The following is a 17,228-nucleotide window of genomic DNA, read 5'->3' as shown; positions in this document are numbered from 1 at the left end:
CGTTAAAAGTTGTCAGATGCCCCCCTTATTAAGGGGGGATTAAAGGGGGGACTAAGGGGGGATCGGCACCCCCCTTATCAAGGGGGGCAGGGGGGATCGAACCTAAAATCCATTTTTAATTTAATTATAACCAGCTACTTACAATCCAACCATTAAAGTTTATCTGTTAATCGGGTAATCGGCTCTCTCGGATGCTGTGTAATCAACAGGATCGATCATCGAGATTGCCAGTATAGACTAGAGCCTAACGTCAACCTTTGATCAAGCTGTTGGGCTACAATCCAGCAAGGACAAGAGAGCCTGTTTAGAGAATCGATCGCTTTAAGTAGGGCTTGCTGAATAAATCTAAAAACCTTGTTGGATCAGACTTTTAGACTTTTTTTCCCTCAAAAAGTGCCAGCCGTTGCGGGGATCGGGGGGAAAATCCCTGGACTTTTTCCCTGAAAATTAGGTAACTGACCACCTGAAAATAGGTAAAACCCCACACCCCACACCCCACACCCCACACCCCACACCCTGCCCCTAGGAAAAGCTTTTTCAGCAAACCCTAAGTGGTGTACTCGGCGTTAATTTTGACGTAATCGTAACTAAGATCGCAACCCCAGGCCGTACCTGTTCCCGAACCGTTACCGATACAGATAGACATTAAAACGGTATCTTCTCGTAAATAATCCCCGCTTGCTGCCGCTTTCAGGTAATTACTGGCACTAGCTCGATCGAACGCCAGCGGTTGACCATTTTCCATCATCACGAAGTCGCCTAACTTGATTTGTAGGTCTTCTTGATGGAAGACAACCCCGGCCCGGCCCGCGGCCGCCGCAATTCGTCCCCAGTTGGGATCCCGACCGAAAACCGCCGATTTTACTAAGGAAGAACCGGCAATGGTGCGAGCAATCTGACGAGCGGACTGATCATCGGCCGCCCCCGAAACCCGCACTTCTATTAAACAGGTGGCTCCTTCCCCATCCCGGGCGATCGCTTTGGCCAGGTATTGACAAACTTCCGTTAACATGGCCTCTAACTTTTGGGCATCCCGGCCCATTTCTGTGATCGCCGTGGTGCGCGATTGACCATTAGCCAAGGCGATCAGACTGTCATTGGTACTGGTGTCCCCATCCACCGTAATCTGATTAAAACTTTTATTAGCCGCCCGACTTAACATATTTTGCCAGAGAACCGTCGATACTGCGGCATCACAGGTAATAAAGGAGAGCATCGTCGCCATATTCGGGTGAATCATCCCCGATCCCTTGGCAATTCCCCCAATTGTGACCGGACGACCATCGATGGTGGTTTGCAAGGCGATCGATTTGGGGACTAGATCCGTGGTCATAATCGCCCGGGCCGTGCTTTCGCCACCATTTTCCGACAATAAACCTGCTAAGGTCGGTAAAGCGGCGGTTAACGCATCCATGCGAATCCGTTGCCCGATCACTCCTGTAGAAGCCAGCAAAATTGCATCGGCGGGAATCCCTAAAACTTGGCTCAAGGCGGCGGCACTATCGAGGGCATCTTGCCATCCAGCTTCCCCCGTGGCGGCGTTTGCTTGGCCGGCATTACACAAAATCGCCCTGGCGCTGGCTTTAGTTTGGAGGCGTTGACGGCAATAATCGACGCAAGCGGCCCGCACTTGACTGGTGGTAAAGACTCCGGCGGCGATCGCTTCTGTTTCCGAGACAATTAGGGCTAAATCGGGCAAACCGGACGGTTTTAAGCCCGCGGCCATCCCTGCGGATTTAAATCCTTTTGGGGCCGTGATCCCCCCCTCTATTTCCTGCCAATCGGCCATTTTCTCCCGTCTCCTACTCAAATTCGACACTCGATTATAGCAAGTAAAAAGCCAAAAATTAGCAAAGGGTTTGACCGTTTCGGGTTGGGAAGTGGGGAAAAAAGGCCGACGGCTGATAATTACTGGCTGCAAATTAGCCTAAAATACGATTAATTGACCAGGATTTTGGGGCGATAGTTTATGGAACGCGGTTTATTGTGGACACCTTTATTAATTCTGTTTATTTGGTTGGCTTGGAGTGGTTGGAATGAATACCAAAAAGTGGAAATCTATCGAGAATGGGCGGAAAACTTCGATCGAGCTAAGTATGATATATATTCTGTCTTAGGTCAAAAAGATAAAATTATCACTTGGGGAAAACCAACTCGTAAGGGAGTGATCAATTTACAAACTTTTTCCCTAGAGGAGGTCAAAGAAATCCGTCTGCTAGTTAATAATCAAGTGGTGGATTTAGATGCTCTTCCCCCGCAGGGTTCCCCTTTTCTAGAATTTATCTTTAATGAGCGATCGCCTGAAAAAATTCCTTTTACTGAAGTTGAATTGGCTAGTCGGTGGGCGAAATTTTTACAACAACAAATCTTAATTTAATGGCGATAATTTCTAGCGCAATCTCCCCGATCGCAGGATACCGATAACTAACCATAAACCGATAAAACTAGCTGTAGCAAATAATACGGTACTAATAATAGTTAATTGCCGAGATTGGGTGCTGGCCGTAACAATAGCAGCCCCGATAATTAAGGAACCAATAATCACACTAAAAGCTAGTCGATTGGCGGAATTATCTAAACTGCGACGGAGATTATCTAATTCACGAATTTTCAGATTAACATTTAAAGTTTCTGAGGTTAAACTATCTAGTAAAACTTCGATTTGACGGGGAGATTTCAGGGAAAAAGATTTCAAGTCTAAAACTGTTCTTAGGGCAGTTTGTAGGGGAGTGCTACCGATTAACTGTTGTTCAAGAATATTAGTTAATAGCGGTTTGACTTCTTCCAGGATATTAATATCAGGATTAAATTTTCGGGCAGTTCCTTCTAGATTAGCGAGACTTTTGGCGAATAAACCTAAATTACCCGGGAGTTTAATTCTATTGCGACGGGCAATTTGCAAAAGTTCATAAACCACCTCACTAAAGTTAATTTGATTTAAATTGAGGTTATAATATTTTCGCAACATCCGCTCATAATCTACCTCTAATTGTACTAAAGTAATCGGGACTACTGACTCGGACAGTTTAATAGTTAGTTGACTGCATCTTTTCGCATCTAAGTCAACAATTGCTAATAACAATTCTGTTAAAATTTGTTGAGTTTGCGGGTCTAATCTGCCCACCATACCACAGTCAATTAAAGCTACTCTACCATCGTCAAGATAGAAGATATTACCCGGGTGAGGATCGGCATGAAAGAAGCCATCAATATAAATTTGTTGAAAAAATGACCGAAACAAAATTCTAGTTATTTCGCTTTTTCTTTGGGAAATTGCTTGCTCAGTTGGCGGTCTAGAAACATCAGCCTCTAAAATTTGTTTTCCTTCTAACCATTCTAACACTAATAGCTTGGAATTAGTTAAGTGCCAATAAATTTTAGGAATAACTAACTGTTTGGGTTCTGACCACCGACTCTGGGTTAAATTATAGCGTAATTGGTCAGTATAATGACCTTCTTGGGTGAAATCTAATTCCGCATTAACTGCTTTAATAAACTCCTCTGCTAAGTCAACAACGTCATAACTTTGACCAAATTCTGTGAGGGCAACTAAATCAGCAATTCCCTTAATTAAGGCACTATCTTGGGCGACAATTTTTTCGATCCCCGGACGCAAGACTTTAATCGCTACTTCCTCCCCAGATAATAAAGTTGCCCGATGAATTTGCCCGATCGATCCTGCGGCGATCGGTTGGGGATTAATATACTTAAATACCTGTTTGATCGGTTTTGCTAACTGTTCGGTGATGACTATTTCTATATCTGTCCAAGCAACGGGAGGAACTTGCGCTTGTAGGGCAGTTAAAGCCTCGATATAATTAGCGGGTAGCAGATCGGGACGGGTACTAAGTAACTGTCCCAATTTGACATAAAAAGGCCCCAATTCCACGAGGATTTTTTTGAGAACTTCTGGGGTGGGAATCTGGGGATTTTCTGTTTTTCCTAGGGTTAAAACCCCGCGCATATAGTCCCAACCGTTGCCGAGAACTATCTCAAGGATTTCTTTTTGTCTTTGACTGGTTTGGGGGAGTGAGAACACGGTATTATCAGTTATCAGTGATCAGTTATCAGTTATCAGTGGGTAAGTTACCAGTGATCAGATTTGAGTTTTAAGTGAGCAGTATTAAATAAAAGTTTCCTACTGTCTTTTCAATGATTACTGTTTACTGATCACTGATTACTGAAAAAGCTGGTAACTAATACCAATCCTATAACAATTTCTCCAATTTGGGATCGGTTTGTAATTGCTTGAGAACTTGTTTAATATCTTGGGTACGATCTTTGTGGACAACGAGAGTCGCTTTACCGTCGCGAACAATTACCAGATCTTTTAAACCAATAGTAACGATCACTTCTTCCTCATCACTAGCATAGATAATAGCCCCCTCCGTATCCAAACCGACATGATTGGCCAGTTCAATATTTTTGCCCTTTGCTTCCAGTAATCTTTCCAGAGCATTCCAATCTCCCAGATCATCCCAACCGAAATTAGCGGGTAAAACGTAAGCGAGTTGGGTTTTTTCCATCAAAGCATAATCGATACTTTTTTTCTCTAAATCCTCATAGGCAGCGATGCCCCGATCGATCAGAGGCTGTAAAATATTATTAGCGTGGGTTTTTAGCTCCTCTAAAACTACTTGTCCCTGAAAGATAAACATTCCGCTATTCCAGCTAAAAAGTCCCGTTTCTAGGAATTTTTCGGCCGTGGTGCGATCGGGTTTTTCCGTAAAACGACTCACTTTATAGACGGGTAAACCATTAAATTCGCCTTGATTTTCTCCCTGTTCGATATAACCGTAACCGGTGGAGGGATAATCGGGTTTAATTCCTAAAGTAACGATCGCTTTTTGGCTGACGGCCACTTCTACGGCCGCTTTTAAAGTGTTAATATAAGCCTCTTGATTACCAATATAATGATCGGCAGGAAAAAAACCGATCGCCACTTCTTTACCATAACGTTTTATCACTTCTAAAGTAGCCCAAGTCACAGCTGGGGCCGTATCCTTGCCCACCGGTTCCACTAATAGGTTACTCTCCGGTAAATCGGGCAGTTGTTCGCGGACACCATCAGCGATCGCACTAGCGGTAATTACCCAGAGATTTTCCCAACCTGCCCCTAAAGATAATAGACGATCGGCCGTTGCTTGTAAAAGACTGCGACCACTACCATCAAGACAGAGAAACTGTTTCGGACGCGCTAGACGACTGAGAGGCCAAAAACGTTCCCCTTTACCCCCGGCGAGAATGACTGGAACAAGCGACTGATTCATAAAAAATTGACACTTATCGGTTAAGCTGAACCGATTGTATCAGACGGCAGCGAGGGGTGAGCATTTTCCTGACTCAAAGCTAAAAAGCGGGCAAATAACCCGCTTTCTAGCAAAAATAACCGAAATATTGCGATTAGAAATTCATTTCGGCCGCTTGTACTGTTTCCACTTGTTTTTTCTTAATAACTAAGAGGATTTGGCAGAGCATAATACCACCGAGGAATAAAACCAATCCTTTGATCCGGCCGGGATTTTGCAGGACAACTTCCGTCTCTTTTTGACCAAAACCGCCAACATTGGGGTTACTGGTTAAAAATTGTCCCACTTCGATCACTTGACCTTCCGAGACGATTAACTCAGGACCTGCGGGAATATTTTCCACCACGGGGCCAGCTTCGGAAGTGATGGTGACTTCATAACCACCGGCTTCGGTTTTGCTGATCTGGCTAATTGTACCTGCGGTAGAAGCTTTGAAGGCGTTATTATTGCTAGGTTCACCGGTGGGGTACACTTGACCGCGACCACGATTGGCCCCTAAATGCACAGCATATTTACCGAAGTGAATACCTTTATTTTGGCTAGGATCGGGGGCCAGGACGGGGAAAACGATTTCTTTGTATTGATCACCGGGTAAGGGGCCGACGATAACCACGTTATCTTGACCTTCTTTGTAGGATTGGAAATAGACTCCACCGAGTTTTTCCTGCATTTCTTCGGGAATGCGATCGGGGGGCGCGATTTTAAAACCATCTGGTAGCATTAAGACTGCACCGACGTTTAAACCCCCCTTGGATCCGTCGCCTAACACCTGTTGACTGGCGGGATCGTAGGGGATTTTTACCACTGCCTCAAAGACGCTATCGGGTAATACCGAGTGGGGGATTTCAATTTCGGCGGGTTTTTGGGCTAAATGGCAGTTCGCGCAGACAATCCGACCTGTTGCTTCTCTGGGGGTTTCCGGGGCGGTTTGTTGCGCCCAAAAAGGATATGCTTGGGCAGATTGGGGGTTAATGACATCGCTGGTTAGGAGTAGGGAAACGGTAGCGATCGCCACGAGGACGGCTTTCACTAGGGCCTGTCTGTGGACTTGCGGGAAGCTTAAAAAGTTGAATGTTCTCATCTCTATAGGTCGAATAATTCCAAATCTCGTCACATTGAATAATCTAGGACCACCAGGGTTCTTCGCCGGTGCGGAAGTCGGTTTCCGTCCAAGTGGAGAAGACGACTTTATCATTATCGGTGACGTTGGCATGGGCGAGGGCTAAGGATAGAGGCGCTGGACCGCGAACTACTTTTCCTTCGGCATTGTACTGGGAACCGTGGCAAGGACACATGAATTTTTCTTCGCTGGCATTCCATGGCACCACACAACCTAAGTGGGTACAGACGGCGTTAATTCCGTAGTTGGCCAGGGTTTTGTCCTCTTGGACGACTAAATAGGTGGGGTCGCCTTTTAAACCTTGGGCTAAGGTGCGATCGCCAGGGTTATGGCTTCCCAGAAATTGACTGACAATCACATCATTGCCTAGGGCATCTTTAGCGGTGACACCGCCACCCGTACCACCGGCCGAGGGGGGAATAAAATACTTAACAATCGGATACAAAGCCCCCGCTGCTACTCCGGTAATTGTACCAAAGGTCAACAGGTTCATAAATTGACGACGCCCCAAATCGGGAACATCTGTACCGGAAACTTGACTCATTGCTCCTTATCTCCAAATGTAAATTTTTGTAAACTAATTCTCATCTAAGGGCGATTTTGTGCATCTCGATCAAGACGAAAACCCAGAGCTTAAAGAAGGTTTACAAGGGCTGTATTAGATTATTACAGATATTGAGTCACGGACAATTGCCACAGCAAAGCTGCGTCAAATGCGATCGCTGTTTGCTCGCTTTCAGTGCTAGAGGCAAATTATTAAAAAATTGACATAATGGCGGCTTGTCTGTTTACTTGACAGTTACGCTTCCTATCAGTCATACTATTAAAAATAGTTCAAAAAAACCAAAGATTAGGTTATGTGACTCTAACCAACACAATCAACTATTACCAGTGATTTACTCAAGATGATGACAGCTAATTCTGCTTATGAATTGTTAGAATCTGCTTATAATGAACTCGATTTTAGTCAAGGCGACTTAGTGAGTTCAAAAGTGTCATTGTCAGAAATAACTTTAGAAGAGTGGATAGAAAAAGGAGATTGGTTAGAATTAGCCAAGCAAGTTGAAGCAGAAAAAGTTTTTTTTGTTAATAATAATCCTGTGATTATTTTTGCTAAATGCGATACTCAAGAAGATGAAAAAGTACGGCAAATCTTTAATAAAATATGGTGTATGGCTAGACCAAGTTACCTATTTTTAGCGAAAGAAGGTGAACTAGCTATTTACGATCTAACCAAACCACCTGCTAGAAGTATAGAAGATTGGAAGAAAAATAATAGACCGTTAGAAGTTGCCCAAAACATACTTGAAGTAACTTCAAAACTTTATCAATACAGACGGGAACAAATCGAATCAGGGAAGCTTTTTGAGGATGAGCGTTTTGAAACATCTAATCAACGTGCTGATCAATCACTGATCAAAGATTTAAAAACAGTTCGTTTAGCCTTAATTAGTGGAGGATTAAGCGAAAATAAACGTAAATATGCTCATGCTTTAATTGGTAGATCAATTTTTATTTGCTATTTGGAAGATAGAGGAATTTTAACTCAAGAGTATTTTGAAGCAATAGCACAAAACAATGCAACATGGAAAGCCTTACTTAATGCTCCTGACGATCAGTTAAATATGGAAACTGAAGCTAAACAACATTATATCAAAATATTAAGTGATAAAAGTTTTACCTATGCTTTATTTAATCAGTTGAGTCAAGATTTTAACGGAGATATGTTCCCTTCTGATGAACAAGAAGCGGAATCTGTTGAGCAACGGCATTTATCTCTCTTACAAGAATTTTTACAGGGAAATATTGATCAACAAAAAAAATTATTTTTCTGGGCTTATAAATTTGATATAATTCCTATTTCTTTAATTAGTAGTATTTATGAAGAATTTTATCATGAGTCAAATACAGAAAATATTGATAATGGGACGCATTATACACCGAGTTCATTAGTGGAATTTGTCTTGTCTAAAGTTTTAACGTCAGATTGTTTGACAACTCATCCCCGTATTCTTGATCCTTGTTGTGGTTCAGGAATCTTTTTAGTGGAAGCATTTCGGAGAATTGTGAGACATCGAGTCTATCAAAATCAGCGACAGCGATTAAGTTGGCAAGAGTTAAGAGAAATCTTAAAAAATCAGATAGCTGGCATAGAAATTAATTCAGAAGCTATCAGAATTACTGCATTTAGTCTATATCTTGCTTTATTAAATTATCAAGAGCCTCGAAACATTTTATCACAAATTAAACGAGGTGAAAAATTACCCTTTTTAATTTATCAACCGAATGGGTTATCTGAGGATAATCACTTTAATAATTTAGTCTGCGATAATGCTTTTCAAGAATTTTCTAACTCAGAGGATGTGATATTATCTAGAAATTTTAGTAGTCAATGTGCTGATGTTGTTGTCGGTAATCCTCCTTGGGGATCTCCTCAAACGAAGGATAAAAAAGGCACAAAAGACTTAAATATCGCTTTACAATGGTGTCAAGAACGTGATTATCCAGTCGGAGATAAAGAACGTTCTCAAGCGTTTATCTGGAGAGTATTTGATTTTTTAAAAGATAATGGATGGTCAGCATTAGTGGTATCAACAGGTATTTTCTTTAAGACCCATGATAAAAGCAAAGAATTTAGACAAAAATGGTTAAACAGTGTCTTATTAAAAGAAGTTGTCAATTTTGCTCATGTTCGTGATATTTTCTTTAAATCTGGTAATAAAAACCAATCTAGTGCCTCAATTTCTCCTTTTGCTTCAATTATTTTTCAGAAAGTCAATCAGACAGAGTTAACCTTAAAAGATCAAGTTGTCACTTATTGGTCTGCTAAAAAAACAGCTATGATTAAAAATGTGCAAGCTGTTATTTTGAGTGTTATGGATCGTCGTGGTATCAGACAAAGTGAACTATTTTATAATGATTCTTTATGGAAAATTTATTATTGGGGAAATCATCAAGATGCTGGTTTAATTCAAGGTATAACTTTAGCTCCAGCATTAAAAGAATTACATGATCCTAACAATAGTGGTCAAGGGTTTTCAGAAGGGAGAAAAGATCAAAAAGATTGCCAGTTACCGAGATTACTTCCCACAGATAAATTTGAAAGATATGGTTTAATTTCTCCTTCTTGGTTTCAAAGACCACCTAAACAAGTAACTCGACCAAGAAAACCAACTTTATATCAAGGTATTCGGTTACTTATTAAACATGGTATTAGTCAGGTATCTAGAAAAAAAGGAGAAATTATTGCTCGATTGGAATCAGAAAACTTCAGTTTTACAAATTCAGTAAATTGTATCAAGTTACATGATGCTGAAGAATGGAAATATAAAATTGTATTAGGAACTTTATGGTCTTCATTATCTCGTTATTACTTTTTTCTGACTTCTAGCAAATGGGGAATATGGCATGATGGAATTTATAAGGATGAATATTTAAGTTTGCCGATTATTTTTCCAAAGGATCAAGGTATTCGGGAAAAAGTTATCGATATTGTTGAGCAATTACAGAATTGTAATCCTATAAAGTATAGTATTGAACATCCTGAAGGAAAAACTCCAGAAAAAATAGAAGCACAACTCACTGAATTAGAATATCAATTAGATGAGGCAATATTTGATGTCTATGATCTCACCATTGCTGAACGGGATCTCATTCGTGATATGTGTGATGTAGGGATAGAGTTTTACTATAATCATATCAACAGTAAAGCAGTAAAACCTGTTGAAAGCTATCCTCAACAAAATCAAGGACTTCTCAACGATATTAATAAAAACCGTCAAACTCAAAAAGGATTAGAAGGTTATTTACAAGCCTTTTTAGATATTTGGAATCGAGAATTAGAACCTGATGGTGAATTCAGTTGGCAGATTATTCGTCCTCAATTTCAGGGGTTAGAAAATCCTATGTTAGCCGTTATTTTCTCTACACAAGAGTATGGAGAAAAACCTCAACCTCTCTCCCAATCAGAGCAAAAACAATGGATAGAAATTATTGATCAATTAGCAAGACAAGAAAACGGTTTATTAGTTCCCTATAATAGCCATCAAATTTATCTTGATGGTTTAGTTCGTTCGGTTTCTGATACAGAAATCATTATTATTAAGCGTAATGAACGAAGATTCTGGACTCGTAGCATGGCGCGTGAGGATGCGGAGGCAACAATGCTTCAAATTATTAACTTACAAGAATCTCAAGAAAGGATCTAAACTTATGACAAAACCAAGTTTATTAAAAAAAGATATATGGGGTAATCATGAAAAGAGAGTTTTAGCTATTTTTAGGCTTGCTTTAGAAATGCTTCAAAAGAACCAAGAATTACCCCAAAGTGAAGATGAACTTAATCGAAAACTATGCTTTTTTGTCCGTTATGCCAACCAACAATTAACTATTTCTAATCAAGGAATAGAATGGCCTTGTATGTATGAAGCCAATAATCAACCTGATGCTGATGATAGCATTCGAGCTAAACGAGAATATAAACGACCTGATTTTCAATGGGGAATCTGTGATACTAACGAAACAAATCCTGAAAGAATGGATAAATTTTACACTTTAGAGGCTAAAAGACTCGGTTCTCCATCAAGTTCCCAATGGATACTTAACAAAAATTATATTCTAAATGGGATTAACAGATTTATATTAGTTGAATGGGGTTATGGAAAATCCGTCAGTTCGGGAGCAATGATTGGTTATATTCAAAATATGGAATTAAGAGAAATTTTAAATGAAGTTAATAAGCATTGTTCACAACTAACCATTATAGAGTTAACTTTATCGCTGGAAGGATGGCAAAATGATGTGAGTCGTCTTGACCATCAACTAGAACGTCCTGATGTGCCACCTAGTCCATTTAATTTAAGACATCTATGGGTAGATTTACGAAGTAAAAAAACTGATAACAATGACGATACCTCATCATAAAAATTTATTCAAATTCTCCATTAAACGCTCATGAATCTCATCACCCCAAAACCGAACTAAGGAGAAACCTAGGCGATTGACCCTTAAAAACGCATCCTCAGCATCATAAACTGCTAATTCTAACTGATTCGGATTCATTAAAATCATCAATCTCCCTTTTAAGTCAACTCTTAGAAATTGCTAAAATAGGAGTAGAAAAAGCGATAGAAACCGATGAAGAAACGGCAACCGCTTGGATAAACCAACAACTAGAAAGCTTGGGAGTCAAACTAATCTGAGCAACACAAAAATAGAACTACCCTGGATTTTTACCAGAGAGGTTTATTTTTAACGGGGGAGAATGTCAACCCTCACTGCTAGACTCAACAGTATGGCCGACTTCGCTGATCCATTGGGCAATTTCTGCGGGGGATGCGGTGGTTTCTACGGTGACGATTTTATTGGCTACATCCACCGATATTTGGGCTGCTGGTTGCTGATTATTAATCGCTTTAGTAATGGTATTAGCGCAACCTTCACAGGCAATACTAGGCACTTTTAGGGTAATTGTCATTGTTGTAACTCCAGTAACTTTATAGCTAAAAACTAGCATAAATTGTCAGGGGTAGCTGATTTTTTAAGAGTTTATTTACCATTTCAGCACTGCCGCTTCGATCCCCTGTTCCCGACGCAGTTTACTATCTTTTTCTAGCCATTGAATGACCTGTTTATGGGTTAGCTCTTCTAGGGTTACTCCCGTATCCTCGGCGATTATTTTTAATAAGCGTAGGGAAGAAATCGTTAAACGAGTCAGGAATTTTTCTGGAGAAGTTAAGAGGGCAGCGTCCACATCTGCCGATTCTTCTGGGGTTAAAAATTGTCTGTTTTCGATCATAGTTTTATTTGGTTTCCATCCAATTGTCACCAGCTTTAATTTCTACTAAGAGAGGGATCGTCAAGGAGACAGCTTCTTCCATAGTCGTCTTGATTTTTGACTCTAGGGATGGCCATTCTTCCCTCGGTACTTCCAAGACTAATTCATCATGGACTTGCAGCAGTAATCTCGCTCGATAATTTTGCAGTACCTCGGCCAATTTTACCATCGCTACTTTAATAATATCAGCACTGGAACCCTGAATGGGCGCATTAGCGGCCGATCTTAATAATTGTGCTTCCTCGTTGTTGAGTTTGAGGCTATCTAAATCGATGTCATGTAAGGACAGTCCTCGCAGTCTTTTTAAGAGAGGATTATCGAAGTTAAAATAACGTCTTCTGCCCAAAATTGTTTCCACATATCCCTGAGCAATTGCTTGTTTTTTGCTATTCTCTAAATACTCAAATACTTGGGCATAACGTTGATGATATTTTTCAATAAATTTTCTGCCCTGTTCTACGGTTAATTTCGATTCACGGGCGAATTTTTGCGCTCCCATGCCATAAATAACTCCGAAGTTAATTGTTTTTCCTAAACTGCGTTCTTCGGGGGTAATTTCCCCTTTATCAAAGAGCAATTGAGCGGTGACTTTATGAACATCTTGATTACTACGATACGCTTCTAATAAAACTGGTTCTTGACTGAGATGAGCGAGAATTCTTAACTCGATTTGTGAGTAGTCCGCTGATACTAATAAGTAACCATCTTCGGGGATAAAAGCTTGACGAATTCGTCTGGAAAATTCACTGCGAATAGGGATATTTTGTAGGTTAGGATTGGAGGATGATAAGCGTCCGGTGCTGGTGATGGTTTGATTAAAATCTGTATGTACTCGTGCGGTTTTTGGTTCGGCTAATTTCGGTAAAGCATCCACATAGGTGGATTTTAATTTAGATAAGGTGCGATGTTCAAGGATATAATCAACTAAGGGATGATCTCCTTGTAGTTTCTCTAAAACACTTTGATCGGTGGAGTAACCTGTTTTAGTTTTTCTGGATTTTTTGCGGTTGAGTGCTAATCGATCAAAAAGGATTTCACTTAACTGTTTAGGAGAGCCAAGATTAAAAGTTTCTCCGATAGATTCGTAGGCATTTTTTTCTATGTCTGCCAAGTCTCTTTCTAGTTGCTGGGACAAGTTTTTTAGATAGTTAATATTAATTTTTATACCATAATTTTCCATCTGCCACAGCACCATGACTAAGGGAGATTCTACCTCTGAGAATAATTGATATAAAGGGGGAATTTTAGTTAATTCTGCCTGTAATTTTTCTCGAAGTAAATAGGTAGCGTAGGCATCTAATCCGCAGTAGTTAGCAGTGGTGGTAATATCTAAATCAGCGATAGTTTTTCCCGTAGGAATACCGAGACTTTTATAACTAAGGGAACTGATACCGTCCAAATAGCGATCGCATAAATCTTCGAGATTATGAGTTAGTTCGGGATGGAGGACATAACTAGCCACCATAGTATCAAAAACTAGACCTTTAACGGTAATTCCTTGATGATAAAAAACATCAATATCAAATTTCGCATTCTGGAAGACTTTCGGATAATTATCACTGGCTAAAATTGGGCGTAATTTTTCGAGGACTATCTCTAGATTTAAATTATCACCGCTCTGGTGGCCGATGGGAATATAGGCCATAGAATTTAATTCTTTTCCCCAACAGCAACCGATCCCGACCAATTTGGCTACACGAGGATTTAAATCTGTGGTTTCGGTATCCCAAGCGACAGGAAAATGTGGATTAGTGAAAGTTGTTAATTTGGCCAGTAAAGCATCTAACTTAGGAATAGTATCAATAATTTCCGGAGCAATTAGAACTGGTGGAGAAATAGGGGGTAAATCAAACAGAGACAATTGATTAGAATCAGCATCGCTAGTTAATTCTAGGGTAGGAGTGCCACCTAGATGCTGTTGAATTTGATCGAGTTTCTGGAGAATTTTCTTTAATTCTAATCTTTCCAATAAAGGTTTAACTAAACGCCGATCAAAACCTCGGAGACGAAATTTATCCTCTTCGAGACTAACGGGTGCATCAAGGGCAATTTTGGCTAAATAGCGAGAACTTTCGGCGGCGGGTTTTCCCTCTAATAATTTAGTTTTTACCATTCCCTTGATCGATTCCAGATTGGTATATATATCGTCTAAGTTATCGTATTTTTTTAATAAATCTATCGCTGTTTTTTCGCCAATTCCGCGCACCCCGGGGATATTATCAGACTTGTCACCGCAAAGAGCTTTAAAATCTACTACCTGTTTTGGTGTCACCCCTAACTTTTCCGTGACAGCTTGGGAATTAAATTCTGTATAACCCTGTCCCGATGTACTTTTGACCGCATTAATATCCAGATAGAGAATCGTGGTTTTTTTCTCCTCATCTACCAATTGGAATAAATCTCGATCGCCTGTTAAAATCTTGACTGTATAACCATTATCGCCGGCCTGTTTTGCCAAAGTTCCTAAAACATCATCTGCTTCATAACCAGGGGAAGTCACAATAGGAATATTCATCGCTGCCAAGAGACTTTGCAGATTAGTTAAATCGGGGCGAAATTCTTCGGGAGTTTCTTGCCGATTAGCCTTATAATTGACATCAGCTTCGTGGCGAAAAGAAGGAGCTGCTAAATCAAAAGCGACCGCTAAATAAGCAGGTTTTTGAGTTTCTAGTAACTGCAGCAGAGAATTTAAAAACCCAAAGCAAACACTGGTGGGAATGCCAGTAGAAGTACGCAGAGGACCAGAACGAGACTTAGCAAAGGCATAATAGGCACGAAAAGCCAAAGAATGCCCATCAATCAGGATAAATAGCTTATTTTGCTCGGCACTGATCATAATCTAGCCTCTTTAGTCCTATCAAAATAATACTAAATAGTGTATAAAATTTACATCCCCTATTTTGCCCGAATTTGGCCAAATTTGACAAGGGAGTTTCTTCTGTATTAGAGTATAACAGATGCTGGCCTTGTTCTAACCTTAAATCTTTCTATCTCTTTACAGGCGGCGGATGCCTCTGCTACCAATTGCATCAATGTCATTTACAGGCATCCTGTTTGTACCACTAGGGAACTATCAGAAAAATGCGGATTACTGTAGGTTCTGTTTTAAAGCTGTTAGCGAAGGGAATTATGCTACACTAGCATCAATATCTAGTCAAAAAGGCTTGTAATTTATGACTCCTCATCTTTCTCTTAGCCAGATTATAGAATCTATCGATCAACTTTCTTTAGAAGAACAAAACCAATTATTTGAAAAATTAGCGCAGAAAAAACAACAACAAGAGCATCCACTGCTCAATATACCAGTTACACTAACCTATAATCCCCTCTTAGATGAAGTCATAGAGAGTATGGAAACCTATCGTCAAAAAGTTGACCAAGAAGACAGTCAACAAGTTGAAACACCGTGACTCAATATATATTAGATACCGATCATATAACCCTACTGCAAAAACTACATCCGAACTTAGTTCGGAGAGTAGCGTCTATCAATCCTGATGATACGGCTATAACAATTATTACTTTAGAAGAACAAGTAAGAGGATGGTTCAGCGTGATCAGAAAATACTCTCAAAGCAATCAATATGAAAAGTTAATCAAAGGCTATCAAGGTTTGAGAGATATAGTTAATTATCTGAGCAAATTTAAAATTTTGAACTATACTTTAGAAGCTCATTATCATTTCAGAGAATTACGGGAGCAAAAAATTCGTATAGGAACACAAGATTTAAGAATTGCAGCGATTAGTTTATCAGAAAACAGTATTTTAGTAACACGCAATTATCGTGATTTCTCTCAAATCCCTAATTTACGCCTACAAGATTGGACAATATAGAACTCTGTAGGGATGACTACGAAAATTGTTACATTTTTTAAGGATTACCCAGCCATTATTCAGCCATTAGCCTAGCATCGGCGATCGCTGATAACACCCCGTCAAAAAAAATATTTGCCAAAAAGCCAGCGTAAGGGTATTTTAAGAATAATTTTATATGTTTACTTGTCAATTACATGAGAATCCTAGTTACAGGCGGTGCGGGTTTTATAGGTTCCCATCTAATCGATCGCTTGATGGAACAGGGTCATGAAGTGATCTGTCTGGATAACTTCTACACGGGGGTGCGCCGAAACATCGTTAAATGGCTAGGAAATCCTTATTTTGAGCTAATTCGTCACGATATCACCGAGCCGATCCGTCTAGAAGTTGATCAGATCTATCACCTGGCCTGTCCTGCTTCCCCAATCCACTATCAATATAACCCAGTAAAAACGATTAAAACCAATGTTTTAGGGACTCTGTATATGCTGGGCCTAGCTAAAAGGGTAAAAGCGCGATTTTTGCTCGCTTCTACCTCAGAAGTCTATGGCGATCCCGATGTGCATCCCCAAACGGAAGAATATCGAGGCAACGTCAACTGCATTGGGCCGCGTTCCTGTTATGACGAGGGTAAACGGGTAGCGGAAACCCTCGCTTTCGAGTATTATCGGGAGCATAAAGTCGATATCCGGGTGGCCCGGATTTTCAACACCTACGGCCCGCGAATGTTGGAAAACGATGGACGAGTGGTGAGTAATTTCGTCGTGCAAGCTTTGCGCGGTGAACCCCTGACGGTTTATGGTCAAGGTTCCCAAACCCGCAGTTTTTGCTATGTTTCTGACCTAGTGGAAGGGTTAATGCGTTTGATGAATGGGGACTTTATCGGGCCAGTTAATCTCGGCAATCCCGACGAATACACAATTCTGGAATTAGCGCAAGTGATCCAAGGCATGATTAATCCCGAGGCCGAATTAGTCTATAAACCACTACCGGAAGATGATCCCAAGCAACGACAACCGGATATCACTCGTGCTAAAACCTATCTGGATTGGAGTCCCACTATTCCTCTAAGTCAGGGTTTAAAAATGACGATCGAGGATTTCCGTTCTCGTCTAAGCTAATCCCTAATCAATAAAATTAACTTAA

15 protein-coding genes are annotated in these 17,228 nt (G+C 40.4%); 6 read left to right on the top strand and 9 right to left on the bottom strand.

What is annotated here, in order from left to right:
• Positions 1 to 547: 547 nt before the first annotated feature.
• Positions 548 to 1,789, bottom strand: coding sequence for a bifunctional ornithine acetyltransferase/N-acetylglutamate synthase (gene argJ / locus IM507_RS15125; protein ID WP_002804195.1), 1,242 nt, complete (start codon positions 1,787 to 1,789; stop codon positions 548 to 550).
• A gap of 180 nt (positions 1,790 to 1,969) precedes the next feature.
• Here argJ and IM507_RS15120 point away from each other — a divergent pair, with 180 nt between their 5' ends.
• Complete coding sequence (locus IM507_RS15120) at positions 1,970 to 2,377, top strand: hypothetical protein (RefSeq protein ID WP_002737139.1); 408 nt, start codon at positions 1,970 to 1,972, stop codon at positions 2,375 to 2,377.
• A 12-nt stretch (positions 2,378 to 2,389) separates the two neighbouring features.
• On the opposite strand, the gene IM507_RS15115 is transcribed toward IM507_RS15120, so the two are convergent.
• From IM507_RS15115 to petC, 4 genes are all read right to left on the bottom strand, one after another.
• Positions 2,390 to 4,039 carry an ABC1 kinase family protein gene (locus IM507_RS15115; protein ID WP_287637278.1) on the bottom strand — a complete coding sequence of 550 codons (1,650 nt, stop codon included), beginning with the start codon at positions 4,037 to 4,039 and terminating at the stop codon, positions 2,390 to 2,392.
• 169 nt (positions 4,040 to 4,208) lie between these two features.
• Positions 4,209 to 5,270 (bottom strand): mannose-1-phosphate guanylyltransferase, encoded by a 1,062-nt coding sequence (locus IM507_RS15110; RefSeq protein ID WP_287637277.1) that lies wholly within the window; start codon positions 5,268 to 5,270, stop codon positions 4,209 to 4,211.
• A gap of 133 nt (positions 5,271 to 5,403) precedes the next feature.
• Positions 5,404 to 6,390, bottom strand: a complete 987-nt coding sequence (gene petA / locus IM507_RS15105) for a cytochrome f (protein ID WP_002759982.1) — start codon at positions 6,388 to 6,390, stop codon at positions 5,404 to 5,406.
• A gap of 43 nt (positions 6,391 to 6,433) precedes the next feature.
• The gene (gene petC, locus IM507_RS15100; RefSeq protein WP_002737937.1) at positions 6,434 to 6,973 is read right to left on the bottom strand and encodes a cytochrome b6-f complex iron-sulfur subunit; all 540 of its coding nucleotides are present in this window, start codon (positions 6,971 to 6,973) and stop codon (positions 6,434 to 6,436) included.
• A gap of 364 nt (positions 6,974 to 7,337) precedes the next feature.
• Between petC and IM507_RS15095 the strand changes: the two genes are divergently transcribed.
• Together IM507_RS15095 and IM507_RS15090 are read left to right on the top strand one after the other, a co-directional pair.
• Positions 7,338 to 10,637: an HsdM family class I SAM-dependent methyltransferase gene (locus IM507_RS15095; RefSeq protein ID WP_259679033.1), complete on the top strand. Its 3,300-nt coding sequence runs from the start codon at positions 7,338 to 7,340 to the stop codon at positions 10,635 to 10,637.
• Positions 10,638 to 10,641: 4 nt separating this feature from the next.
• Entirely contained in the window at positions 10,642 to 11,352 is a 711-nt protein-coding gene (locus tag IM507_RS15090) for a hypothetical protein (RefSeq protein WP_123230470.1), read from the top strand.
• Here IM507_RS15090 and IM507_RS15085 read toward each other — a convergent pair.
• The 4 genes from IM507_RS15085 to polA form a co-directional block, all read right to left on the bottom strand.
• The gene (locus IM507_RS15085; RefSeq protein WP_228009614.1) at positions 11,347 to 11,490 is read right to left on the bottom strand and encodes a MerR family transcriptional regulator; all 144 of its coding nucleotides are present in this window, start codon (positions 11,488 to 11,490) and stop codon (positions 11,347 to 11,349) included. The two genes, IM507_RS15090 and IM507_RS15085, sit on opposite strands and share 6 nt — an antisense overlap.
• Positions 11,491 to 11,695: 205 nt before the next feature.
• Complete coding sequence (locus IM507_RS15080; protein ID WP_002759990.1) at positions 11,696 to 11,944, bottom strand: heavy-metal-associated domain-containing protein; 249 nt, start codon at positions 11,942 to 11,944, stop codon at positions 11,696 to 11,698.
• A 36-nt stretch (positions 11,945 to 11,980) separates the two neighbouring features.
• On the bottom strand, positions 11,981 to 12,226 hold the full coding sequence (locus IM507_RS15075; RefSeq protein ID WP_002736270.1) for a hypothetical protein: 246 nt from the start codon (positions 12,224 to 12,226) through the stop codon (positions 11,981 to 11,983).
• Between the two features lie 4 nt (positions 12,227 to 12,230).
• Entirely contained in the window at positions 12,231 to 15,101 is a 2,871-nt protein-coding gene (gene polA, locus IM507_RS15070) for a DNA polymerase I (protein WP_123230469.1), read from the bottom strand.
• A gap of 337 nt (positions 15,102 to 15,438) precedes the next feature.
• Between polA and IM507_RS15065 the strand changes: the two genes are divergently transcribed.
• From IM507_RS15065 to IM507_RS15055, 3 genes are all read left to right on the top strand, one after another.
• On the top strand, positions 15,439 to 15,675 hold the full coding sequence (locus tag IM507_RS15065; protein ID WP_123230468.1) for a hypothetical protein: 237 nt from the start codon (positions 15,439 to 15,441) through the stop codon (positions 15,673 to 15,675).
• Positions 15,672 to 16,100 (top strand): type II toxin-antitoxin system VapC family toxin, encoded by a 429-nt coding sequence (locus IM507_RS15060; RefSeq protein ID WP_002735186.1) that lies wholly within the window; start codon positions 15,672 to 15,674, stop codon positions 16,098 to 16,100. Before IM507_RS15065 ends, IM507_RS15060 begins: the two co-directional genes overlap by 4 nt.
• Positions 16,101 to 16,276: 176 nt before the next feature.
• Entirely contained in the window at positions 16,277 to 17,203 is a 927-nt protein-coding gene (locus IM507_RS15055; RefSeq protein WP_016517129.1) for a UDP-glucuronic acid decarboxylase family protein, read from the top strand.
• Positions 17,204 to 17,228 lie beyond the last annotated feature (25 nt).

It is taken from the genome of Microcystis sp. M20BS1 (genome assembly GCF_020245305.1).
Taxonomy (GTDB): domain Bacteria; phylum Cyanobacteriota; class Cyanobacteriia; order Cyanobacteriales; family Microcystaceae; genus Microcystis; species Microcystis ichthyoblabe_A.
The sequence above is the reverse complement of the archived record's forward strand: the minus strand, read 5'-3'. Positions and strand labels throughout refer to the sequence as shown.